19 protein-coding genes and 2 tRNA genes are annotated in these 22,550 nt (G+C 61.3%); 14 read left to right on the top strand and 7 right to left on the bottom strand.

What is annotated here, in order from left to right:
- Positions 1–20 precede the first annotated feature (20 nt).
- The 10 genes from ACS5Q8_RS09615 to ACS5Q8_RS09570 all read left to right on the top strand — a co-directional run bounded on the left by ACS5Q8_RS09615 (position 21) and on the right by ACS5Q8_RS09570 (position 12,619).
- A complete protein-coding gene (locus tag ACS5Q8_RS09615; RefSeq protein ID WP_276197295.1) occupies positions 21–1,169 on the top strand; it encodes an NAD/NADP-dependent octopine/nopaline dehydrogenase family protein in 1,149 nt (382 codons plus the stop codon).
- 37 nt (positions 1,170–1,206) lie between these two features.
- On the top strand, positions 1,207–3,057 hold the full coding sequence (locus ACS5Q8_RS09610; protein WP_465160106.1) for an IucA/IucC family protein: 1,851 nt from the start codon (positions 1,207–1,209) through the stop codon (positions 3,055–3,057).
- 16 nt (positions 3,058–3,073) lie between these two features.
- Positions 3,074–4,318, top strand: coding sequence for an MFS transporter (locus tag ACS5Q8_RS09605; RefSeq protein WP_276197293.1), 1,245 nt, complete (start codon positions 3,074–3,076; stop codon positions 4,316–4,318).
- Between the two features lie 15 nt (positions 4,319–4,333).
- Entirely contained in the window at positions 4,334–5,518 is a 1,185-nt protein-coding gene (locus ACS5Q8_RS09600; RefSeq protein ID WP_443695377.1) for an aminotransferase class V-fold PLP-dependent enzyme, read from the top strand.
- Positions 5,519–5,603: 85 nt separating this feature from the next.
- Entirely contained in the window at positions 5,604–6,119 is a 516-nt protein-coding gene (locus tag ACS5Q8_RS09595) for a sigma-70 family RNA polymerase sigma factor (RefSeq protein WP_276197291.1), read from the top strand.
- Positions 6,120–7,097 (top strand): FecR domain-containing protein, encoded by a 978-nt coding sequence (locus ACS5Q8_RS09590; protein WP_276197290.1) that lies wholly within the window; start codon positions 6,120–6,122, stop codon positions 7,095–7,097.
- Positions 7,098–7,198: 101 nt separating this feature from the next.
- Positions 7,199–9,613 (top strand): TonB-dependent siderophore receptor, encoded by a 2,415-nt coding sequence (locus ACS5Q8_RS09585; RefSeq protein WP_443695379.1) that lies wholly within the window; start codon positions 7,199–7,201, stop codon positions 9,611–9,613.
- A gap of 59 nt (positions 9,614–9,672) precedes the next feature.
- Positions 9,673–10,827: an ABC transporter substrate-binding protein gene (locus ACS5Q8_RS09580; protein WP_426099375.1), complete on the top strand. Its 1,155-nt coding sequence runs from the start codon at positions 9,673–9,675 to the stop codon at positions 10,825–10,827.
- The gene (locus ACS5Q8_RS09575) at positions 10,824–11,870 is read left to right on the top strand and encodes a FecCD family ABC transporter permease (protein ID WP_276197287.1); all 1,047 of its coding nucleotides are present in this window, start codon (positions 10,824–10,826) and stop codon (positions 11,868–11,870) included. Before ACS5Q8_RS09580 ends, ACS5Q8_RS09575 begins: the two co-directional genes overlap by 4 nt.
- Complete coding sequence (locus tag ACS5Q8_RS09570) at positions 11,864–12,619, top strand: ABC transporter ATP-binding protein (RefSeq protein WP_276197286.1); 756 nt, start codon at positions 11,864–11,866, stop codon at positions 12,617–12,619. Before ACS5Q8_RS09575 ends, ACS5Q8_RS09570 begins: the two co-directional genes overlap by 7 nt.
- 210 nt (positions 12,620–12,829) lie before the next feature.
- On the opposite strand, the gene ACS5Q8_RS09565 is transcribed toward ACS5Q8_RS09570, so the two are convergent.
- Positions 12,830–12,906 (bottom strand) — tRNA-Asp (locus ACS5Q8_RS09565).
- Between the two features lie 19 nt (positions 12,907–12,925).
- Positions 12,926–13,001, bottom strand: a tRNA-Val gene (locus ACS5Q8_RS09560).
- 159 nt (positions 13,002–13,160) lie between these two features.
- Here ACS5Q8_RS09560 and rdgC point away from each other — a divergent pair.
- The 3 genes from rdgC (at position 13,161) to sugE (ending at position 15,560) form a co-directional block, all read left to right on the top strand.
- Positions 13,161–14,081: a recombination-associated protein RdgC gene (rdgC, locus tag ACS5Q8_RS09555; protein ID WP_276197285.1), complete on the top strand. Its 921-nt coding sequence runs from the start codon at positions 13,161–13,163 to the stop codon at positions 14,079–14,081.
- Positions 14,082–14,173: 92 nt separating this feature from the next.
- Positions 14,174–15,139, top strand: a complete 966-nt coding sequence (locus ACS5Q8_RS09550) for a bile acid:sodium symporter family protein (protein ID WP_276197284.1) — start codon at positions 14,174–14,176, stop codon at positions 15,137–15,139.
- A gap of 106 nt (positions 15,140–15,245) precedes the next feature.
- Positions 15,246–15,560, top strand: coding sequence for a quaternary ammonium compound efflux SMR transporter SugE (sugE, locus tag ACS5Q8_RS09545; RefSeq protein WP_017136389.1), 315 nt, complete (start codon positions 15,246–15,248; stop codon positions 15,558–15,560).
- Positions 15,561–15,581: 21 nt separating this feature from the next.
- On the opposite strand, the gene ACS5Q8_RS09540 is transcribed toward sugE, so the two are convergent.
- The 3 genes from ACS5Q8_RS09540 to ACS5Q8_RS09530 form a co-directional block, all read right to left on the bottom strand.
- The gene (locus ACS5Q8_RS09540; protein WP_465160105.1) at positions 15,582–17,456 is read right to left on the bottom strand and encodes an MFS transporter; all 1,875 of its coding nucleotides are present in this window, start codon (positions 17,454–17,456) and stop codon (positions 15,582–15,584) included.
- 58 nt (positions 17,457–17,514) lie between these two features.
- Positions 17,515–18,663 carry a TDT family transporter gene (locus ACS5Q8_RS09535; protein WP_465160104.1) on the bottom strand — a complete coding sequence of 383 codons (1,149 nt, stop codon included), beginning with the start codon at positions 18,661–18,663 and terminating at the stop codon, positions 17,515–17,517.
- A gap of 107 nt (positions 18,664–18,770) precedes the next feature.
- Positions 18,771–19,964: an MFS transporter gene (locus ACS5Q8_RS09530; RefSeq protein ID WP_465160103.1), complete on the bottom strand. Its 1,194-nt coding sequence runs from the start codon at positions 19,962–19,964 to the stop codon at positions 18,771–18,773.
- Positions 19,965–20,055: 91 nt separating this feature from the next.
- On the opposite strand from ACS5Q8_RS09530, the gene ACS5Q8_RS09525 reads away from it, so the two are divergent.
- Positions 20,056–20,601 carry a TetR/AcrR family transcriptional regulator gene (locus tag ACS5Q8_RS09525; RefSeq protein ID WP_443694801.1) on the top strand — a complete coding sequence of 182 codons (546 nt, stop codon included), beginning with the start codon at positions 20,056–20,058 and terminating at the stop codon, positions 20,599–20,601.
- A 132-nt stretch (positions 20,602–20,733) separates the two neighbouring features.
- Here ACS5Q8_RS09525 and ACS5Q8_RS09520 read toward each other — a convergent pair whose 3' ends face one another.
- Entirely contained in the window at positions 20,734–21,513 is a 780-nt protein-coding gene (locus tag ACS5Q8_RS09520; RefSeq protein ID WP_276197279.1) for an ABC transporter permease, read from the bottom strand.
- Positions 21,510–22,442, bottom strand: a complete 933-nt coding sequence (locus ACS5Q8_RS09515) for an ABC transporter ATP-binding protein (RefSeq protein WP_247402100.1) — start codon at positions 22,440–22,442, stop codon at positions 21,510–21,512. The genes ACS5Q8_RS09520 and ACS5Q8_RS09515 overlap by 4 nt, the downstream gene beginning before the upstream one ends.
- Between the last annotated feature and the right edge of the window lie 108 nt (positions 22,443–22,550).

Genomic DNA, 22,550 nt, shown 5'->3' with positions numbered 1-22,550 from the left:
CGACTAAGGAACGCCTCTTAATGAAACCGCTGAAAGTCGCCATTTGTGGCGGTGGCCGGACCGGTCATCTCAACGCCATCCTGTTCAAACAGCTGCCCGACGTCCTGGTTTCGCTGCTGACCAGCAACCTGGAAGTCGTTGACCATCACGCCCGGCAGGTACCGCTCCAGGCACTGCTGCCGGACGGTCGCACACTAAACGCCCGACTGGATCGGGTGACCACCGAGGCCAGGCCCGCCGTCGAAGACGCCGATATCGTCATCATCACGGTTCCCGCCCATGCCCGCGCTAAAACGTTGCAGGCCATCGCGCCGCATCTGAGCACCAGTAAACCGGTGTATATCGGTGCGATCCCGGGCTTCTGCGGGTTCGACTGGCTGGCCGAGGCCACACTGGCCAACCATCCGAACCTGGTGATCTGGGGTATGAAGGACGTGCCTCATACGGCCTTCGAGCTCAAACCTGGCCGGTCGATAAAAATGGGCGGCGGCAAAAGCCAGTTGTATGTCGCAACCCATGCCCGCGAATCCCAGGCGTCGCGCCAGCAACTGCACGATATCCTCACGCGGCTTTACGGCCCTTGCGTCACGCTGCTCGATCACTACCTGGAGATCACCCTGACACCCGGTAACCCGATCATGCACAGCTCGGTGATCTACGGGTTGATCGGCCCCTACGGCCAGTGGCACCGCAAGATTTTCCCGCAGCGCCTGTGCTGGTGGACAGAGTGCCCCGAACTGGGCGCTTACTTCCTGGAGCGCATGGATCAGGAGAGCCAGGCACTGTGCGCGGTCATCAGTGAGCGCATGGGCGTCGACCTGTCGTCCGTCAAATCCTTGAAACAGGAAATCGTCGAGGCTTACGGCGATCAGATTCGCGACCAGAGCAGCATGCTGGCCATTCTGCGCACCAACCAGGCCTACAACGACATCCTCGCACCCATGGTACCTGCCGGTGATAACCGCGCCGGGTATGTGATCGAGCGTGAGAGCCGCGCGTTCAACGAAGACGTCGCCTACGGCCTGGTGCTGCTGGTGGAAATGGCCAGGCGTTTCGAACTGAAAGTGCCCTATATCGAAGAAGTCTTGCACTGGAGCGTTGCCTATATGCAAGGCCTGCGCGACTCGGCGCTGGATTACTTCCCGAGCCAATGGCCACGCACGGCATAACCCTTTTACTGAATGACTCAACGAGCAGATAGCTGATATGGATGACCTCAAAACCTTGATCGCCTACTCCCGCAAGAACGCCCTGCGCCGGTTGATTCGTTGCTTGTTTGCGGAAAATATTCTGGATCGTGCAGCGCTGGCGTTTACCCACGGGGGCCACCAGGCCACCTACCCGCTCAAGCAGAGCGGTGCGCAGCTGTTTTTCTCCGAGATTGCGCTGGGGCCGGCCGACACACTGGTCAATGACGGTGACGTGGTACTGCTGACGGCCGAGGGCGTGCGCCAGGTGATCACCAGCCACCAGGACCTGCTGGATGTACTGCGTGACAGCTTCGACTTCGAGCCCAGCGACGAAGGCGTGGCCGGGCTCAAGTCGGATATGGAAAACAGCCTGCTGAACGACGCCCACGCACGCCAGTATCGCCAACACTGGAACGCACGCCTGGCCCAGGCCGCTCAAAACCAGGGGCTCACCAGCCTGACCGATTACCTGCGCCACCACTCGAGTACCAAGGACGCCGCCATCCTGCTGGATCAGTGGGGCTCGCTGGAAGGCCACCCCTACTACCCGACCTGGAAAGCCCGCCCCGGGTTGAGCGACGCAGAGGTCGAGCAGCTGTCTCCGGAGTTCAACGCCCAGGTTCCCCTGCGGATTGCCGCCTTGCGAGCCGACATGGCCAAAAGTGAAAGCATGCCTCACGTGACCAGCTACCACAGCTGGTTCGCCAGCAACTTCCCGGCGCACTGGGAACAATGGAAGGCGGCGCTCAAGGGTAAAGGCTTGGATGAAACGCAATGGCTGCCACTGCCGATTCATGCCTGGCATTTGCAGGCGTATGTGCTCAAGACGTTTGCTGCGGAAATCGAAGAAGGCCTCCTGATCACTGAGGGGCCGGATATCCAGACGTTGCCGACCATGTCATACCGCACGATGATGCCGGTGTTGGACCACGCTGCGCCGCTGATCAAGTTGCCCATCGCGTTGTGGATGACCAGCGAGTTGCGCAGCCTGCAAGCCAAGTCGGTCCATATGGGACCGCGCATCAGCACGCTGATCACGCAAATTTTGGAAGCCGAAAAGGGTTTCGACCAGCAGCTGGAAATCTTCCCGGAAGAAATCGGCGTGCGCTACAGACACGCTATCACCCAGGACGACGTACCGGGCAAACACCTGTCCGTGGTGTTTCGTGCCAGCCGGCAAGCGTTCGAACGCAGCGATGATCGCTTGCCGATCACCGTGGCTTCGTTGTTCACCCGTTTGCCGGGCAGCGGTCGGCCACTGTTTACCGACCTGATCGAACGTGACGGGGTGCGTGCCAGCGCCTCCAACGTAGAGAACTGGTTTCGCCAATACGCCAAAGTCGTCACCCATCCCGTGGTGGCGATCTATCTGCTGTACGGTATCGGCCTTGAAGCGCACCAACAGAACACCATGGTGTTGTTCTCGCCCGACGGCCTGCCACGTAGCCTGCTGATCCGCGATTTTGGCGATGGCCGGACCTATGCTCCGCTGCTGGAAGAGCGCGGCTATACCTTACAGCCGCATGTGCAGCCTGGCATTCTGCCGACGGTGTTTGTCGGCGATATCGAACCGGTGCGCATGTTTGTGCTCGATGCCGCGTTTCTCACGCACCTGCATGAAATGGCCCTGTGGCTGACCAAGGAGTACGAAATGGACAACACACGCCTGTGGACGGTATTGCGCGAGGAAACCGAGAACGCCTTTGCTGCGGTGCGCGAGCGGGTATCGCCGCAGCTTTGGGAAGTGGAGCGCCAGGCCTTTGTCGAGGCCCCGTGGCCGACCCGTTCGTTGTTACGCATGCACCTGATGCAGTATGCCAACTACCGTTTGCAGCACACCCTGACCAACCCGCTAGCTGCCGTTTAATCGCCGAGGCCGTCTCATGTCCCAAGCAGGTGCCGTCCAGGGTTCGAGTGTAAGAATCCTTATTTACCTTCTGTTCGCGATCCAACTGGTCTCTATGGGCGCGATGGAAATGAGCGGGCCGTTCTGGCCCGTGCACCTGCGCGGGCTGGCCGCCTCGGAGTCGGTATTCAGCTTCGCCAGCATCGCCGTGTACGTCGGGCCGATGCTGGGCATCATGCTGACCAGCGCATTCTGGGGCCGTATCGGCGATCGCTACGGCCACAAATTGATGATGATCCGCGCACTTGCGGGGTTGTCCTTGACCCAGCTGGGGCTAGCGCTTTTCAGTGACATATGGGTAATCCTGGTCCTGCGTTTTCTGCAGGGCGCATTTGCCGGCTACATCGCCCCCGCGCAGGCTTACGGGGTCAGTATCGAAGCCCCGTCGCGACGGGCCCGGTTGTTTGCGATCCTGCAAATATCGACCAATGTGGGCTCACTGTTGGGTGCGGTCGTTGGCGGCATGATCCTCGATTACGCGACGTTTTTCTGGATCAACATCGTCGCCTCGGTGCTATGCGCCCTCTGTACCGTAATAGCCGCCGTGACGTTACCGGATGTGCCCCCGGTGCAAAAAACCCCGACGGTCAGCGCCAGCACTCCAGCCGCAGGCACCGGCCGCGTGTGGCGCGGTTCTCCGCTGCTGTCGCTGCTGTGCGTCATGGGGATTTTGCTGCTGGCACGCATGCTGCCGCAGACGTCATTCTCGCTGTACGTCAGCTCGACGTTCGAGGTCAGCAACTCAGTGGTCGGCCTGTGCTACGGGCTGCTGGCGCTGGGCTTCATCCTGTCGGCGACGGCATGGTCGCGCTACTTCGAGCATCGCTCGCAACAAGAAACGCTGCAACGCATCACCTACATCGTCATGGGCTGCATCGCATTGACCGCCGTGGCAGGCGTTACGCGCAATCCCGTGGTATTTATCGTCGCCTACTTCATTTGGGGGGTACTGCTGGGAGCGACCACCCCCGTGCTGATGGCATTGATCTCGAAAACCGCCGACAGCTCGCGGCAAGGCTACGTTCTGGGCATTGCGCAAAGTACCGCGCAATTCGCCTCGATTGCCGGCATTTCCATCGGTGGCTTGCTGAGCCAGGTCTACGGCCTGCAATACACCTATCTTTTCGTGTGCCTGGCCTATGCAGTGGCGCTGATACCCATGCTTGCGTTGCGGTACTGGTCGGTGGCCGCGCCCTCCAATCGCATTGCGGGCAGCGACTGAACAAGGAGTTGTGTTTTGAACGTTGAACAACTGCGCGCTGACACTCCGGGTGTCGAGCAACTGATCCATTTCAATAATGCCGGTGCAGCGCTGATGCCTGACCCGGTTATCCAGGTCATGACCAGGCACCTGCAACGGGAAGCCCGCATCGGCGGGTATGAAGCGGCCGCCCAATGCGCGCCTGAACTGGAGAATGTCTACGGCGCCATCGGACGCCTGATCAATGCACGCCCCGATGAAATCGCGGTGGTCGAAAACGCCACCCGAGCCTGGGACATGGCCTTCTATTCACTGGCGCTGAAGCCCGGTGACGTCGTGCTGACATCAATGACCGAATACGCCGGCAACTACATCCCGTACCTGCAATTGAGGCAGCAGCGCGGGATCGAGATCCGGGTACTTCCCAACGATGAACAGGGCCAGGTGTGCCTGGTGGCCTTGGCGGCAATGCTCGAAGACGAGCACGTCGCGCTGGTATCGCTGCCGATGATCGCCACCAACGGTGGGCCGGTACAACCCGTCGAACAGATCGGCGCCCTCGCCCGGGCGGCGGGTGTGTTGTTCTTGCTGGACGCTTGCCAGGGGGTGGGGCAGGTGCCGATCGATGTGCAAAAAATCGGCTGCCACATGCTCGCCGCCACCAGTCGAAAATACCTGCGCGGCCCCAGGGGCATGGGGTTCCTGTACGTCGAGCAGTCCCTGTGCCAGCGCCTGGAGCCGGCGTTTCTTGACCTGCATGCGGCCTCGTTGCTCACGGCGGATAGCTTTAAAATTCGCACGGATGCCCGACGCTTTGAAAATTGGGAGTGCAACGTTGCGGCCAAGCTGGGCCTGGGTGCGGCAGTGGAGTATGCGTTGGTGCAGGGCATCAAACCGATGTGGCAGCGCATCCAGCATTTGGCGGGCTACTTGCGCCACCGAATGACCGAAGTAGCGGATATCACCCCGCAGGACCTTGGCCGTGTAAAGTCCGGCATCGTCACCTTCAGTCACCGGCACAACAGCGCCGCGCAGGCTCAACAGTGGCTCGCGGCGCAACCCAAACGCATCAACGTGAGCACCTCGACGGCGGGCTCGACCCTGCTCGACATGCAGCATCGGGGCTTGCTTGAAGTCAGCCGGGCGTCACTTCACGCCTACAACACCGAAGCTGAAATCGACACACTGATTGACGCCTTGATACGCCTGTCATACGCCTGATCACGGGATACGATCGCGCTTGCGCTCAAGTCGGTTTGTCAATTAGCATTGGGAATACTTCTCAATTACAAACAAACCTGCCGCCATGAGCGAAACCTCCTCCGCGAATCACCTCAATCACCTGCGCGCCATCGAGGCCCTGTACAGCGGGCATCACGGCTGGCTGTACGCCACGCTGAAGAGAAAACTGGGGAACGCCATGGACGCGGCGGATCTGGCGCAGGACACCTTCACCCGGATCCTGGCCTCACACATCACGGTGATCGACCAGCCACGGGCTTACTTGAGCTGCGTGGCCAAGGGCATTCTGATCAACTGGTACCAGCGCAAGGCACTGGAACGCGCCTACCTGGATGCACTGGCGAACGTGCCCACCCACGAAGCGCCGTCGCCCGAGGCACACTTCGTGGTGCTGGAAACCCTGTACGAAATCGACGCCATGCTCGATACCCTTGCGCCGCAGGTCAAACGCGCCTTCCTGCTGTCGCAGATCAACGGCCTCAAGTACGACGACATCGCCGAGCAATTGGGTGTATCGCTGATCACCGTCAAGCGCTACATGAAGCAGGCCTTCATACAATGCCTGATGCTGGTGGAGTGAATGCTCGGCCTGCGCAAGGAACCGCCCCTTGCCCCTCAGGTACTCGAAGAAGCCGCCGAGTGGCTGATGCGCTTGAGCGAGCGCGAATTGAGCGAACACGAACGCGCCGAATGGGAACGCTGGAAGGTCAGCAGCCCAGAGCATGATCGCGCGTGGTCGCGTGCGCAATTGCTGCAGAGCAAGTTAGGCGGCCTGCCGCCCTCCCTGGCGATGTCGGCGCTGGACCGGCCGAACAGCCCGGAGCGTCGCGCGGCCTTGGGCAAGCTGGCGATCCTGCTGGCGGTGATGCCTGTGGGTTGGGGAAGTTGGAAGCTGGCGCAATCGCAGCAATGGTCAGCGGACTACCGCACCGACGTTGGCCAGCGCCGCGAACTGACCCTGGCCGATGGCTCGCGTATCACCCTGAACACCGAAACCGCCATCGACGTAGTGTTCGACGACCGCCAACGGCTTATTCACCTGCGCGAAGGCGAAATCCTGGTGCAGACCGCCGTGGACACGGCCACCCTGCCCCGACCTTTCCTGATCAGCACTCGCCAGGGGCGCATGCAGGCGCTGGGTACACGCTTTACCGTTCGGGAATTGAGCCCACGCACTCACCTCGCGGTGCTCGACGGCGCGGTGAGCGTGATATTGGCCGATAACCGCCAGACCCCGCCGCTGATCGTCAACGCCGGGCAGCGCACAGACTTCTCTTCACAGACCTTTGGCAGCCTGACGCCCACGGATCGCGACATTGGCTCATGGACCCGAGGCATGTTAATGGCTGACAAGATGCGCCTGGCCGATTTCGTCGCGGAACTGACGCGCTACCGCAGAGGCTTCCTACGCTGTGATCCCTCGATCGCCGACCTGCGCATTTCCGGGGCCTTTCCAATCAGTGATACCGATCGCACCTTGAACATGCTGGTACACACCTACCCCGTGCTGGCGAGCAGCCATTTGCGCGGTTATTGGGTCACCCTGTCTCCTGCCTGATCTCGCGTAAAAATAAACTGCAGCCGGGGTGATACTTTTTTCGATTTCGGCTGGCAAAGGTAGGAACAGCCTTTTCCTCTCGTCCACTGGGTCATCCTTTCATGCTCGTAGCACGGCCCCAGCGTCCGGCTCGTCCGTTCAAACCGATGGTGCGTGGCGTATTGCTCAGCCTGTTGCTGGCCGGTGCCGTGTGCCTGCAGGCCTTGGCGGGTGCGCCAGCACCATTGGACTCGGTCGCTCTGCGTGCCTACCACATTGCCCCAGGCCCACTCGGCGCGACGCTCTCAAACGTTGCCGTGGACGCCGACATTGCCCTGTCATTCCAGCCGTCGATCACCGAAGGCCTGGTCAGCCCTGAGCTACGCGGCACCTACTCGACACAAGAGGCCGTCACACGCTTGCTCGAAGGCAGTGGCCTGGAGATGGTGTTACGCAGCGATGGCAGCTACACCCTGGCACTGCGCAGGGTGACGCTATCGGCTACCACGGTGGATGCTCCAGAAAAGCATACCGATAGCCTGCCGCCGGTGTATCCGGGCGGCCAGGTGGCCGAGGGCGGGCGTCTCGGCCTGCTCGGCAATACGGATGTGATGGACGCCCCCTTCAGCCTCAGCACCTATACCGCGTCATTGATCAAAGACCAACAGGCGACCACCGTGGGCGACGTGCTGGAACGCGACGCCTCAGTCCGCTCCACCGGCCAGACGGGGGGCATAGTCGATTCATTCTTCATCCGCGGCTTTCCGGTGGGCGAAGGCAACCTCGGGGAACTGGCGTTCGACGGGGTGTACGGCGTGGCCTCCAATTACCGGGTGTTCACCGACTACGCCGAGCGCATCGAAGTGGTCAAAGGCCCCGGCGCCCTCCTCTACGGCATGTCACCCAACAGCGCCGTCGGTGGCGTGATCAACGTAGTCCCCAAGCGCTCCCTGGACGATGACCTGACTCGGGTCACTGCCAGTTATGCCCAAGACCTACAATTGGGCACCCACATCGACCTGAGTCGACGGTTTGGCGAGGACCGTCGATTCGGCGTGCGCGTCAATGGCAGTGTGCAGCAGGGTGACACCGTGATCGACGAGCAATCACGGGACATCGGTGTAAGTGCCATCTCCCTGGATTACCAGGGAGATCGCCTGCGCACCAGCCTGGACCTGATTGCCCAGAAAGAGCAATTTGACGCGGCCTCACGGCCTTTTCTGATCGATCCTGGGGTACCTATTCCCCACGCCGCCAACGGGCGGACCAACGTCAGCCAGGATTGGGGCTGGTCCAAAACCCGCGATGAATCGGCATTGCTGGGTGGCGAGTATGACGTGAGTGACACACTGACTTTGTTCGCCCATGCCGGCGGTGGGAAGTCGAACGTGGCACGCCTGTCCGACCAGACCCCGACCATCATCAACGCCGCCGGTGACACCTCGTCGATCCCCGGCTATTACACATTCAAGGTCCGGCGCTACACGGTCGACACCGGCGCGCGACTGCGCTTCGACACCGGGCAGATCAGCCACAACACCACGCTGCAAGTCACCCGCTATCGCGATGAGTTGTCGCGCGGCATCATTTCCGGCTCGCCGGTGCTGTCGAACATTTACCACCCGATCGCGCGACCCGAGGTTGATATTGCCACGCCTGCAACGCCAAAAGTCTCGGCGACCGAATTGTCCGGCGTCGCGGTTGCCGACACCTTGTCGATGCTCGATCAGCGCCTGCAGGTGACTGCCGGCCTGCGCAAACAGACCATCCGTTCCAACAACTACAACGAGGCAGGTGCGGTGACCACCGCTTACGACGACGGCAAGACTACGCCGCTGTTCGGGGTAGTTGTCAGGCCTTGGGATCATGTGTCGTTCTACTACAACTACCTCGAAGGCTTGAGCAAAGGCGATATCGCCCCAGCCACGGCCTCGAACGCAGGCCAGATCTTTGCCCCCTACGTCTCACGCCAGCATGAGGTCGGGGTCAAGCTCGACTACGGCACGGTCATGTCCACACTCGCGCTGTTCCAGATCACCAAACCCAGCGGCGAGCTGTCAGGCACAACCTTTTCGGTACAAGGCGAACAGCGTAACCGGGGCCTGGAGCTGAACGTGTCCGGCGAGGCCAGCCCGGGCACGCGCCTGCTCGGCGGCGTGATGCTGTTGGATGCGCAACTGACCGAAACCGGGGTTGCGGCCAACCGGGGCAATCGGCCGGTGGGGGTGCCCAAGGTTCAAGCCAACCTCTGGGCCGAGTGGGACGTGCCCTGGGTCGAGGGGCTGACGCTGACCAGCGGCGCGCTGTACACCGGCAGCCAATACGTGGACCAGGCCAACACCCAACAGCTGGATCCCTGGACCCGCTTCGACGTGGGTGTGCGCTACAGCACGCGCATCGTCCAGCGGCCGACAACCTTCCGCGCCACGGTACAGAACGTGTTCGACCGTGAATATTGGTCGGGCGTCGCCTCGTATGGTGCGTTCTCTCAAGGCTCGCCACGCACCCTTCTACTGTCGACCACGGTCGATTTCTGAAACCTTCGGCCCGGCACGCTGACCCGCCACCCGGCCCGACCACTGCAAAGGCTTTAACCATGGTTACCATTGTTCGACGCAGCCACGCCTTCGCCGCGCTGCTGTTTGCTGGTTTGTTGGGGTGGGCGCTGCAGTCGACGGCGGCCGAGCCGGATACGACGCGCAGCACCGTCACTGATTTGCTTGGGCGCCAGGTCAAGGTGCACCTGCCGGTGCGGCGGGTCATTCTGGGGGAAGGCCGCCAGCTGTACCTGGTCGCCGCGCTGGATACGCAAAACCCCATCGAACGTATCGTTGGCTGGCGCAAGGACTTGATCCAGTCCGACCCGGACACCTATGGCGCTTACCTGCAAAAATTCCCCGCCATCGCCAACATCCCCACCTTTGGCGGTTTTGAAGACGGCACCTTCGACATCGAGCAGGCCATCTCCCAGCACCCTGACGTGATCATTCTCAATATCGAGGCCCAGCACGCTACCGAGGATGCCCGTTATATCGAGAAACTCGACGCCCTGGGGATTGCGGTGGTGTACGTCGACTTTCGCAACCATCCGATGCAAAACACCGAGCCCACCATGCGCCTGTTCGGCCAACTGTTTGGCAAAGAGGCGCGGGCCGAGGCCTTTATCGACTTTCGCAACCAGCAGATTCGCCGAGTCACCGACGTGATCAACGCGCAGCAGCCTTCTCGACCCGCCGTATTCATCGAGCGCATAGGTGGCTACACCGACGATTGCTGCCTGAGTTTCGGCAATGAAAACTTTGGTCTTTTCGTCGATATGGCGGGTGGCAACAATATCGCCAGAAACGTCATCCCCAGCACCTTCGGCCAGTTGAACCCCGAGCAGGTGATCGTCGCCAACCCGGAACAGGTGGTGATCACCAGTGCCAACTGGGAAGCGTTTGCCCCCGGTGGCCATTGGGTCGGTGTGGGTCCCGGCGCCGACATGGCGCAAGCCCGGCGCAAATTGGCCTGGTACACCCACCGCCCGGCCTATGCCGGCATCAAGGCGCAAGATAACCAGGCGTTCCATGCGATCTGGCATCAGTTCTACAACAGCCCTTATCAGTTCGTGGCCATCCAGCAGTTGGCCAAGTGGTTCCATCCGACACTGTTTGCCGACCTGGACCCCGAAGCCTCGTTTCGCGAGTTGCACGAGCGATTCCTGCCCGTACCCTATGAGCCGGGTTACTTCGTGAGCCTCAAGCCATGAGCACCGTGACCCAACGTGACACCTACCGTCACCTGATCCTGCGCAAACGCCTGATCCTCGGCGGCCTGGTCCTGCTGTTGCTGTGCAGTGTGCTGCTTGACCTGGCCCTGGGGCCGGCAAGCTACAGCTTCAGCGAAGTGCTCGGTGCGCTATTGGCGCCCGACACTGCGCCGGCGCAGGTTCGCGTGGTGATGTGGGATATCCGCCTGCCGATCGCCCTGATGGCGGTTGCAGTCGGCGCGGCATTGTCACTGGCCGGGGCACAGATGCAGACCATCCTCAATAACCCGCTGGCCAGCCCCTTCACCCTGGGCATTTCCGCCGCCGCCAGTTTTGGCGCCGCCATGGGCCTGGCGTTTGGCGTGGCCCTGTTTCCGTTGGCGGCGCAGTACATGGTGCCGGTGAACGCGTTCATCATGGCCATGCTCTCGGCGCTGCTGATTCACTTCCTGAGCATGCGTCGCGGGGTCACCGCTGAAACCATCGTGCTGCTGGGTATCGCCCTGGTGTTCACGTTCAACGCGTTATTGGCCCTGGTGCAGTTTTTCGCCACCGAGCAAGCCGTGGCGGCCGTGGTGTTCTGGACCATGGGCAGCCTGACCAAAGCCACCTGGCCCAAACTTGGGGTGATCTGCCTGGTAATCGTGATCACCCTGCCTATCTTTGCCAAACGCGCCTGGGCCATGACCGCGCTGCGACTGGGTGACGACAAGGCGGCCAGTTTCGGCATCAACGTGCGCAGCCTGCGCTTTCAAACGCTGATCATGGTCAGCCTGCTCGCCTCGTTCCCCGTGGCCTTTGTCGGCACCATCGGCTTTATCGGGCTGGTCGGCCCGCATATTGCGCGGATGTTGATCGGCGAGGATCAGCGCTTCTTCCTGCCGGCCTCACTGCTGACCGGCGCACTGATTCTGTCCGCCAGTTCGGTGGTGAGCAAAACCCTGATCCCGGGCGCGATCTTCCCGATCGGGGTGGTCACCTCATTGATCGGCGTGCCGTTCTTCATATCTCTGATCCTCAGCGGGAAGAAAAACTCATGGTGACGATTCAGCTGGAAGACCTGGGTGCCCGCTACGGTGAGCGCACGATCATCCGTGGCGTTACCACCGCCACGTTCACCGGCGGTCAAGTGGTCGCGGTGGTGGGGCCCAATGCCGCAGGCAAGTCCACGCTGTTCAAGCGCATGGCCGGGCTGATCGACGGACCTGGGCAGGTGATCCTGCAAGACGCGAAAAAGGGTAAGCAGGGCATTTGCTACATGCCCCAGGGCTTGAATGCCAGTGCGCGGTTGACGGTCTACGAGTCGGTGCTCCTGGCCCGCAAGCAATTGTCACCGCAATGGACCGTCCACGATGACGAACTGAACCTGGTGGACGAAATGCTCGACGCCCTTGGCATCAGCGACTTGTCCTTTCGCAACCTGGGTGAACTCAGCGGCGGCCAGCAGCAACTGGTGTCCATCGCCCAGACATTGGTGCGCGAACCGGAAATCCTGCTGATGGACGAGCCCACCAGCGCCCTCGATATGCATCGCCAGGTGCAAGTGTTGAACTTCATGGGCGCATTGGCCCGCAAACAGCAGGTCATCGTGTTCATCGCCCTGCATGACCTGAACCAGGCATTGCGCTTTGCCGACCAGGTCTTGGTGATTGCCGACGGCACCGCACAGGGCAGCGGCGCGAGTCATGAGGTGATCACCGAACGCATGCTGCGCGAGGTGTACCAGGTTGAGGCGCGGATTGAGCAGTGCAGTCAGGGACAACGACATATTTTGATCGACGGCATTACTTGACGACGTATCCAACGCTAACCATCTGCAGAACGGCGAGCGGGTGTGCGAAGGCCATCCCCATCAGTCAACGGATAAGGCTGTGCCAGCGGTGTACTTAAAAACCGTGGCGGGCGTTGGGATCGCCGAGCTGAATCCCAGGCACAAAAAAGCCCGCTCAATGAGCGGGCTTTCTGTGGTGACCTGGCGTTCAGCGTTCCAGGTAACCGAATATGGCGCAGCGGACGGGACTCGAACCCGCGACCCCCGGCGTGACAGGCCGGTATTCTAACCGACTGAACTACCGCTGCGCGTAACACATGAAGCGAATGGTGGGTGATGACGGGATCGAACCGCCGACCCTCTGCTTGTAAGGCAGATGCTCTCCCAGCTGAGCTAATCACCCTTCGTTTCGGTGTGGCGCGCATTCTACGGAGCGACCTAAGGTCTGGCAAGCACTTTCTTAAATCTTTTTTTTCAGCCCTTCCAATGGCTTAGGCAGGGTTGGCCTCAGCCGCTATCAAGACAATAATGCCCCCCTTTGTATAAAGGAGAGACTCACCCCATGTGGTTCAAGAACCTGCTTATCTATCGCCTGACCCAAGATCTGCCTGTTGATGCCGAGGCGTTGGAAACTGCAATGGCCACCAAACTGGCGCGCCCTTGTGCAAGCCAGGAGTTGACCACTTACGGTTTCGTCGCGCCTTTCGGTAAAGGCGAAGACGCTCCCCTGGTCCACGTCAGCGGTGACTTCCTGCTGATCGCTGCGCGCAAGGAAGAACGCATCCTGCCGGGTAGCGTGGTGCGTGACGCACTGAAAGAGAAAGTCGAAGAGATCGAAGCCGAGCAAATGCGCAAGGTCTATAAAAAGGAACGGGACCAGATCAAGGATGAAATCATCCAGGCCTTCCTGCCGCGTGCGTTTATCCGTCGCTCGTCGACCTTCGCCGCGATCGCGCCGAAACAGGGCCTGATCCTCGTCAACTCGGCCAGCCCGAAACGCGCCGAAGACCTGCTGTCGACCCTGCGCGAAGTGATCGGCACCCTGCCGGTGCGTCCACTCACCGTGAAAACCGCGCCAACCGCGATCATGACCGACTGGGTCACCACCCAGAAACCGGCCGATGACTTCTTCGTCCTCGACGAATGCGAACTGCGCGACACCCACGAAGACGGCGGCATCGTGCGCTGCAAGCGCCAGGACCTGACCGGCGAAGAAATCCAGCTGCACCTGACCACCGGCAAAGTGGTGACCCAACTGTCGCTGGCCTGGCAGGACAAGCTGTCCTTCATGCTCGACGACAAGATGACCGTCAAGCGCCTAAAGTTCGAAGACCTGCTGCAGGACCAGGCTGAACAGGACGGCGGCGAAGAAGCCCTGGGCCAACTGGACGCCAGCTTTACCCTGATGATGCTGACCTTCGGCGAATTCCTGCCGGCGCTGATCGAAGCCCTGGGCGGCGAAGAGACCCCACAGGGCATCTAAACCTTGTGAAGATCACATTGTGGGAGGGGGCTAGCTCCCTCCCACATTTGATCGCATAGCGATTCAAAAACCGCACAAAAAAGGACCTCCCCATGCGCGCACTCGCCACCTTGAGCCGCTTCGTCGGCAATACCTTCGCCTATTGGGTGCTGATCTTTGCCGTGCTGGCCTTCGTCGAACCCGGCTGGTTCATCGGCCTGAAAAGCGCCATCGTCCCGCTGCTGGGCCTGGTGATGTTCGGCATGGGGCTGACCCTCAAACTCGAAGACTTCGCCGAAGTCGCCCGCCATCCGTGGCGCGTGGCCCTGGGCGTGGTCGCGCACTTTGTGATCATGCCGGGCGTGGCTTGGTTGCTGTGCCAGGCCTTCAACCTGCCGCCCGAAATTGCCGTCGGCGTGATCCTGGTCGGCTGCTGCCCAAGCGGCACCTCGTCGAACGTGATGACCTGGCTGGCCCGTGGCGACTTGGCGCTGTCGGTGGCCATCGCCGCCGTCACCACCCTCCTCGCCCCGCTGCTGACCCCGGCGCTGATCTGGCTGCTGGCTTCGGCCTGGCTGCCGGTGTCGTTCATGGAGTTGTTCTGGTCGATCCTGCAAGTGGTGCTGTTGCCGATCGTGCTCGGCGTCGTCGCACAACGGCTGCTCGGCGAGCGGGTCCGCCATGCGGTGGAGGTGCTGCCGCTGGTGTCGGTGGTCAGCATCGTGATCATCGTCGCCGCCGTGGTGGCCGCCAGCCAGGCGAAGATCGCCGAGTCGGGCCTGCTGATCATGGCCGTGGTGATGCTGCACAACAGCTTCGGTTACGTGCTGGGCTACTTCACCGGCCGCCTGTTCAAGCTGCCGTTGGCGCAACGCAAGTCGCTGGCGTTGGAAGTGGGCATGCAGAACTCCGGGCTCGGCGCTGCCTTGGCCAGCGCGCATTTTTCACCGCTGGCTGCGGTGCCGAGTGCGCTGTTCAGCGTCTGGCACAATATTTCCGGGGCGCTGCTGTCGACGTACTTTCGCCGCATGAGTGAAAAGGAAGACCGCCGCGCACTGGAGAACACCGCGAAAACTTGATCGACCGATCAATCTTCGGCACTCTACCGAGCGCTGCGGGGACGACCCCGCGACGCTATCGCGTACACATCAGGGGACGACCCCGCTTTTATAGAGGAAGGTCATCATGTCCTGGATCATTCTGTTTTTCGCCGGGCTGTTTGAAGTCGGCTGGGCCGTCGGTTTGAAGTACACCGACGGTTTCAGCAAGCCACTGCCCACCGCCCTGACGATTGCCGCCATGGCCATCAGCCTCGGCCTGCTGGGGCTGGCCATGAAGGAATTGCCGCTGGGCACCGCCTACGCCATCTGGACCGGCGTGGGTGCAGTGGGCACGGTGATCGCCGGGATTATCCTGTTTGGGGAATCCATGGCGTTGTTCCGGCTGGCCAGTGTGGCGTTGATCATTTGCGGGCTTGTGGGGCTTAAGATCAGCGCTTAGGCCAGTACCTCCAGCACAGAACTACCTGACACCCCCACGCAAAACACCGACCACAGCCTGCAACTGCGCAGGTGTCGCCTCCTCTACCCGAACAGGCTCACCCGCCACCAACACCACCCGCGACCAGATCCGATGAAAGACGCCCTTGTTAGGATCGCGGCTGAAAAAACTCCCCCACAACCCCTGCAACGCCAACGGAATCACCGGCACCGGCGTCTCCTCAAGGATGCGCGTCACGCCGCCACGGAATTCGTTCATCTCACCATCGGCGGTCAACTTGCCTTCCGGGAAGATGCACACCAACTCGCCGTCCTTCAGGTACTGCGCAATCCGTGTGAAGGCTTTTTCGTAGATCTGGATGTCTTCATTGCGCCCGGCAATCGGAATCGTCCCGGCGGTGCGAAAGATAAAGTTGAGCACCGGTAAGCGGTAGATCTTGTAGTACATGACAAAGCGAATCGGCCGACGCACCGCGCCACCAATCAACAGCGCATCGACGAACGATACGTGGTTGCACACCAGCAAGGCCGCGCCCTCGTCCGGGATCAGCTCCAGGTTGCGATGCTCGACGCGGTACATGGAATGGCTGAGCAGCCAGATCATGAAGCGCATGGTGAACTCGGGGACGATCTTGAAGATGTAGGTGTTGACCGCGACGTTGAGCAGCGACACCACCAGGAACAGCTCGGGGATCGACAGTTTGGCCACGCTCAGCAGCAGGATCGACACAATCGCCGAGACCACCATGAACAACGCATTGAGAATATTGTTGGCGGCGATCACCCGCGCCCGTTCGTTCTCGGCGGTGCGCGACTGAATAAGCGCGTACAACGGCACGATATAGAAGCCGCCGAACACCCCCAGGCCCAGAATATCGAACAACACCCACCAGGCCTGGCCGTAACCGAGCACCGCCAGCCAATCGTTGGCCTGCACGTTCTGCGGCATACCGCCGGAATGCCACCACAGCAGCAGGCCGAACACCGTCAGGCCGAAGGAGCCGAACGGCACCAGGCCGATTTCCACCTTACGCCCGGAGAGTTTTTCGCAGAGCATCGAACCCAGCGCGATACCCACCGAGAACACTGTGAGGATCAGGGTCACCACGGTTTCGTCGCCGTACAACCATTCCTTGGCGTAGGCCGGGATCTGCGTCAGGTAGATCGCGCCGACGAACCAGAACCACGAGTTGCCGACAATCGAACGCGACACCGCTGGGGTCTGCCCCAGGCCCAGGCGCAGGGTGGCCCAGGACTGGCTGAAGATGTTCCAGTCCAGCTGCAGTTGTGGCGTAGACGCCGCGGCCCGCGGAATGCGGCGGCTGGCCAGGTAGCCCAACACCGCCACGCCGACAATCGCCGCCGCCACCACGGGCGCGTAATGGGTGGACGACATCATGATCCCCGCGCCGATGGTACCGGCCAGGATCGCCAGGAACGTGCCCATTTCCACCAGGCCGTTGCCGCCCACCAGCTCATCCTCGCGCAGGGCCTGGGGCATGATCGAGTACTTCACCGGGCCGAACAGCGCGGAGTGGGTGCCCATGGCAAACAACGCCAGCAGCATCAGTTCCAGATGATTGAACAAAAAGCCCGTGGCGCCGACGGCCATGATCACGATCTCGCCGACCTTGATCGCGCGGATCAACGCGTCCTTGTTGAATTTCTCGCCAAACTGCCCGGCCAGCGCCGAGAACAGGAAGAACGGCAGGATAAACAACAAGGCGCACAGGTTGACCCAGATGGCGCGGTCACCGTCGATGGTCAACTTGTAGAGAATCGCCAGGATCAGCGATTGCTTGAAGATGTTGTCGTTGAAGGCACCCAGCAATTGGGTAATGAAGAACGGCAAAAAGCGCCGCGTGCGCAGCAAGGTGAATTGTGAGGGGTGGCTCATCGTCCGTGTTCCTGCGTGGCCTGGTTTTTTTTGAGGCCACGACTTTACCTAATCCCGCTTACTTATTCCCTAATCCTGCAATACACGGTGAAACAAAAAGCTCACCTTTATAGGCGCCCTGCACCGTGCGCTTGGCGACGATCAGCCACATCAGCGACAACGCCAGCACCAGCACACCGCCAAATACGCTGAAGAACCCCAGGTGCAACACGCTCGCCAGCTTCAACGTGGCCAGGGCGTAGACCCCCAACGGAAAGGTGAAGCCCCACCAGCCCAAATTGAACGGGATACCGGCGCGCAAGTAACGCAGGGTAATCAGCACCGCGATCAGCATCCACCACAAACCGAAGCCCCACAGGGTAATACCGGCTATCAGGCCCAGGCCGTTGGCGATTTCACCGACAGCGGGCAGGCCATTGGCGGCGAAGATCGCCGGCGCATCGCCGCCCAGCAGCAACATACCGAGGGCACCGGTGCCGATCGGGCCAAGCGCCAGCCAGCTCGACGCCGCCATGTTGGCGTGGGGCAGCTTATGCAGGGCCATGCGCAGCATCAGGATGGTCAGAATGCTGAACGCCACCGGCAGGGAAAACGCCCACAACACGTAGCTGGTCACCAGCATCACCAGTTGCCCGTGGGCATCCGCCAGGTGCGGCGCCAACAGGCCACCGCTGGCGGCGGCGACTTCGGCCGCGACCACCGGCAACAGCCAGACGGCGGTCATCTGGTCGATACTGTGTTCCTGGCGCGTGAACATCATGAACGGGATCAGCACGCCGCAGGCCACTGCCATCGCCACGTCCAACCACCATAGCGCTTCGGCCAGCGGCACCACGCCAGCGCCCCAGCGCGGCAGGCCGAACAACAGCAAACCGTTGATAAGGGTGGCCAGGCCCATGGGAATGGTGCCGAAGAACATCGACACCGTAGAGTGCCCGAAGATCCGCCGCGCCTCGTCGAAAAACATTACCCAGCGCGCCGCATACAAGGCGCTGAACAGGATGAACAGGCCGATGGTGAACAGCCACAACGCTTCGGCGATGGCGTACACCCCCGGCAGATTGACCGGCAGTTGCGCCAGCGCCAGCGCCAACACCCCGGTGCCCATGGTGGCGGCGAACCAGTTCGGGGTGAACTGGCGAATCACTTCCCGCGGTCGGGTCAGGTGGCTGAAGGGTTTGTAGTTCAGGGTGGTCGAGCAGGTCATGATGGCAATCCTCTTCCTCGCATGAGGTTGAGGCCATGGTAGAACCTGAGCACATATCTATATAACGGGTAATATCTCTAACTGTTATCTATTTTACCAATATACCGTCAGGCGCTGCCCTTGCACCCGACCCGCAATGCATCCTGGCGTAGCAACCCGGCCAGGGCGCCGAGGGTCAGCACGATCAGCACGGCGCCGTAGCCGTCCGTGGTAGCGATGAGCCCAAAACTGCGGATCAGATTGCCCGCCAGCAAAGACGGCAGGCAGAACGCCAGGTAGCTCAGCACGTAAAATGCCGACATCAACCCCGCCCGCTCATGGGGTAAGGCCAGCGGCACCACGCTGCGCAAGGCCCCGAGAAAGCCCGCGCCAAAACCACTGCCGGCGATCAACGTCGCGATGAAAAACAGCGGCAGGCTGGCGCTGTGAACCGCCACGAGGATCAGCGCCACACCAACGGCCAGCAGGCTCGCGCCCAACCGCAGGACCTTATTGGCCGGGCGATTGCGCAGGCTGAAGATCATCAGCGCGCCGCTCAAGGTCAGCACCGCCACCAAGCCGCCACCGATCAGGTTGGAGGTCGAGCCGGTCGCCGCCCGCACCAGCGACGGCGCCAGGGACAGATAGAAGCCGCCCATGGCCCACACCGCCACGTCCACCGGTAACGACAGCCATAACGCGCGGCGCGCTTGCGGCGGCACGTGCAGGGTCGGACGCAATGACGCCAGCGCGCCGGGGATGCGGCTGACGGTCTCCGGCAGGCGCCACACATACACGGCCTGCCCGAGCATCAGCGCGAGCAGCGTCGAGTAGATCAACTGGGTGGGCAGCGGCGCGAATTCCACCAGCAGGCTGCTGCCCATCGCGCCACAGGCCATGCCCAGCAAGGGCGCAACGCTATTGACCAGCGGTCCCTGTTGGCGGTCGGTGTCGAGCAAAGCCGCGCCCAACACCGCAGTGGCCATGCCGGTGGCGAAACCTTGCAGCGTCCGCGCGGCGATCAGCCAGGCCACGCCGCTCTCATTGATAAACAGCAACATCGCCAGCATATTCAGGACCAGCGCGGCAAAAATCACCGGCTTGCGCCCCAGGTGATCCGACAGCGAGCCCACGGTCAACAGCGCCGCCAACAAGCTCAAGGCGTAAACGCCGAAGATCAGCGTGAGCATGCCCGAGGAAAAATGCAGGCCTTCCTGGTACAGGTGATACAACGGCGTCGGCGCGCTGGACGCCGCCAGGAATGTCAGCAAGGTGATCGCGAGGAACACCAGGCTGGAACGATGAGAAGTGAGGCTGGACATGGGCACGCTCCGCTAAAGCTAATATTTTGCTTTTGTGCAGTGTGCTACTGGCCGCCGCTTAAAGCAAATTCTTTGTGTTAAGGTCGCACGCATGGCGATAAAAGAAGGCCTCCGCCCGGGGGGTCGTAGTGCCCGGGTACAAGAATCCGTCCATTCGGCGGTACGCGAACTGCTGGAAGCTCATGAGCGTTCCAGCGTGACTGTGCCGATGATTGCGGCGCGTGCGGGTGTCACACCTTCGACCATCTACCGCCGCTGGGGCGACCTCTCCGTGCTGCTCGCCGATGTGGCCCTGGCGCGCATGCGCCCGGACAGCGAGCCGGCCCACACCGGCAGCCTGCGCGGCGACCTGCAGGCGTGGGCCGAGCAATACCTGGATGAGATGAGCTCGGAGCCGGGGCGCAACATGATGCGCGACGTGCAATGCAGCCAGACACCGGGGTATTGCGTGAGCATCCTGAGCGGGCAGCTTCAAGCGATTGTCGAGCGCTACCCGAACACCACGCCGTCACCGCCGAGTGTGGACCGCCTGGTCAACCTGCTGGCGGCGCCGACGGTGTTTCGCCTTCTGTTCTCCACCGCACCGCTGGCGGTGGATGAGCTGCACGCGCTGATCGAGTTGGCGCTGCAGGGATAAAGGCGGTACTCAGGACCCAATGTGGGAGCGGGCTTGCTCGCGATTGCGCTAGGTCAGTCACTGTATCGCTGACTGATCCATGGCTATCGCGAGCAAGCCCGCTCCCACATTTTTTCCGCGTGCAATCCGGCGTTACGTGCGCATCCCGCGCCCGCTCACCAGCAACCGCGTACAACCGATGTACAACACCGCCGTGGCCACGACCATGAAGGTGATCGCCACGCTGATCCGGATATCCGACACCCCAAGGATGCCGTAGCGGAAGGCATTGACCATGTGCAGCACCGGGTTGGCCAGCGATACGGTCTGCCAGAACGGCGGCAGCAAGGTGATGGAGTAGAACACCCCGCCCAGGTAGGTCAGCGGCGTCAGCACGAAGGTCGGGATGATCGAGATGTCATCGAAGTTGCGCGCAAACACCGCGTTGATGAAGCCCAGCAACGAGAAGATCGTCGCCGTCAGCACCACCACCACCAGCGTAATACCAAGGTGATGCACTTGCAGGTGGGTGAAGAACAGCGACAACAAGGTCACGATCACGCCGACCATCAAGCCACGCAGCACGCCGCCCAGGGTGTAGCCGATCAGAATGGTGTGCGGCGAGACCGGCGAGACCATCAGTTCTTCAATGGAGCGCTGGAACTTGCTACCGAAGAAACTCGAGACCACGTTGCCGTAGGAGTTGGTGATCACCGACATCATGATCAGGCCCGGCACGATGTACTCCATGTAGGTGAAACCGCCCATGTCACCGATCTGCCGACCGATCAGGTTACCGAAGATCACGAAGTACAGGACCATGGTGATCGCCGGCGGCAGCAGGGTCTGCGGCCAGATCCGGGTAAAGCGTTTCACTTCGCGGTAGACGATGGTTTGCAGCGCGATGAGGTTGGGTTGCAGTTCAGAACTCATACCGCCACCTTCGCCAGGTTTTTTTCCACCAGGGACACGAACAACTCCTCAAGGCGATTGGTTTTGTTACGCAGGCTCAGCACTTCGATGTCCTGTGTGGCCAACTGGCCGAACAGCGCGGTGATCCCCATGGCTTTATCCACCTGGACTTCCAGGGTGCGGCTGTCCACCAGGCGGCACGGATAGCCGAGCAACTGCGGCGGCGCCGACCGTTCGTTCTTCAGGTCGAGCAGGAAGGTTTCCACATGCAACTGGCCCAGCAGGTTGCGCATGCTGGTGTTCTGGACAATGGTGCCGTGGTCGATGATGCCGATGTTGCGGCACAGCTGCTCAGCCTCTTCCAGGTAGTGGGTGGTGAGGATGATGGTGATGCCTTTCTCATTCAGCTCGGTGAGAAAAGTCCACATCGAGCGACGCAGTTCGATATCCACCCCGGCGGTCGGCTCATCGAGGATCAGCAGGCGCGGTTCGTGAACCAGCGCGCGGGCGATCATCAAGCGTCGCTTCATGCCGCCGGAGAGCGAACGCGAAGGCACGTCGCGCTTGTCCCACAGGCCCAGTTGGGTCAGGTACTGCTCGGCGCGTTCCTTGGCGATTTTCGCCGGGATGCCGTAGTAGCCGGCTTGCGTCACGATGATGTCGAAGGTCTTTTCGAACTGGTTGAAGTTGAATTCCTGGGGCACCACACCGATGCAACGCTTGAGCGCCGCCGGGGATTTGTCCAGGTCATGCCCGAAGATATTCACCGTGCCGCTGGTCTTGTTGACCAGGGTCGAGAGAATGCCGATGGTCGTGGATTTGCCGGCGCCGTTGGGGCCGAGCAAGGCGAAGAAATCACCTTCGGCAACGTCCAGATCGATACCACTCAGGGCCTGGAAACCGTTGCCGTAGGTTTTGGTTAGCTGCCGGATGGACAGAGCGGAACTCATATCGGAATACGCACCAAAGAAGGGAATAGAAACAATAGATGAGGCTACACCGCACGTCGTTCAACGGCGGCGCAAGACAAGCATGGTGCTTGCCCGCGCCGCACAAGT

The organism is Pseudomonas sp. PAMC25584, assembly GCF_058135675.1.
The sequence above is the reverse complement of the archived record's forward strand: the minus strand, read 5'-3'. Positions and strand labels throughout refer to the sequence as shown.

Excerpts from the sequence above, each read along its gene's own strand:
- ACS5Q8_RS09615 (WP_276197295.1), top strand. The coding sequence starts at position 21 with ATGAAACCGCTGAAAGTCGCCATTTGTGGCGGTGGCCGGACCGGTCAT.
- ACS5Q8_RS09575 (WP_276197287.1), top strand. The coding sequence starts at position 10,824 with ATGAGCACCGTGACCCAACGTGACACCTACCGTCACCTGATCCTGCGC.
- ACS5Q8_RS09585 (WP_443695379.1), top strand. The coding sequence starts at position 7,199 with ATGCTCGTAGCACGGCCCCAGCGTCCGGCTCGTCCGTTCAAACCGATG.
- ACS5Q8_RS09590 (WP_276197290.1), top strand. The coding sequence starts at position 6,120 with ATGCTCGGCCTGCGCAAGGAACCGCCCCTTGCCCCTCAGGTACTCGAA.
- ACS5Q8_RS09595 (WP_276197291.1), top strand. The coding sequence starts at position 5,604 with ATGAGCGAAACCTCCTCCGCGAATCACCTCAATCACCTGCGCGCCATC.
- ACS5Q8_RS09540 (WP_465160105.1), bottom strand. The coding sequence starts at position 17,456 with ATGAGCCACCCCTCACAATTCACCTTGCTGCGCACGCGGCGCTTTTTG.
- ACS5Q8_RS09570 (WP_276197286.1), top strand. The coding sequence starts at position 11,864 with ATGGTGACGATTCAGCTGGAAGACCTGGGTGCCCGCTACGGTGAGCGC.
- ACS5Q8_RS09520 (WP_276197279.1), bottom strand. The coding sequence starts at position 21,513 with ATGAGTTCTGAACTGCAACCCAACCTCATCGCGCTGCAAACCATCGTC.
- ACS5Q8_RS09530 (WP_465160103.1), bottom strand. The coding sequence starts at position 19,964 with ATGTCCAGCCTCACTTCTCATCGTTCCAGCCTGGTGTTCCTCGCGATC.
- ACS5Q8_RS09580 (WP_426099375.1), top strand. The coding sequence starts at position 9,673 with ATGGTTACCATTGTTCGACGCAGCCACGCCTTCGCCGCGCTGCTGTTT.
- ACS5Q8_RS09550 (WP_276197284.1), top strand. The coding sequence starts at position 14,174 with ATGCGCGCACTCGCCACCTTGAGCCGCTTCGTCGGCAATACCTTCGCC.
- ACS5Q8_RS09515 (WP_247402100.1), bottom strand. The coding sequence starts at position 22,442 with ATGAGTTCCGCTCTGTCCATCCGGCAGCTAACCAAAACCTACGGCAAC.
- rdgC (WP_276197285.1), top strand. The coding sequence starts at position 13,161 with ATGTGGTTCAAGAACCTGCTTATCTATCGCCTGACCCAAGATCTGCCT.
- sugE (WP_017136389.1), top strand. The coding sequence starts at position 15,246 with ATGTCCTGGATCATTCTGTTTTTCGCCGGGCTGTTTGAAGTCGGCTGG.
- ACS5Q8_RS09525 (WP_443694801.1), top strand. The coding sequence starts at position 20,056 with ATGGCGATAAAAGAAGGCCTCCGCCCGGGGGGTCGTAGTGCCCGGGTA.
- ACS5Q8_RS09610 (WP_465160106.1), top strand. The coding sequence starts at position 1,207 with ATGGATGACCTCAAAACCTTGATCGCCTACTCCCGCAAGAACGCCCTG.
- ACS5Q8_RS09535 (WP_465160104.1), bottom strand. The coding sequence starts at position 18,663 with ATGACCTGCTCGACCACCCTGAACTACAAACCCTTCAGCCACCTGACC.
- ACS5Q8_RS09605 (WP_276197293.1), top strand. The coding sequence starts at position 3,074 with ATGTCCCAAGCAGGTGCCGTCCAGGGTTCGAGTGTAAGAATCCTTATT.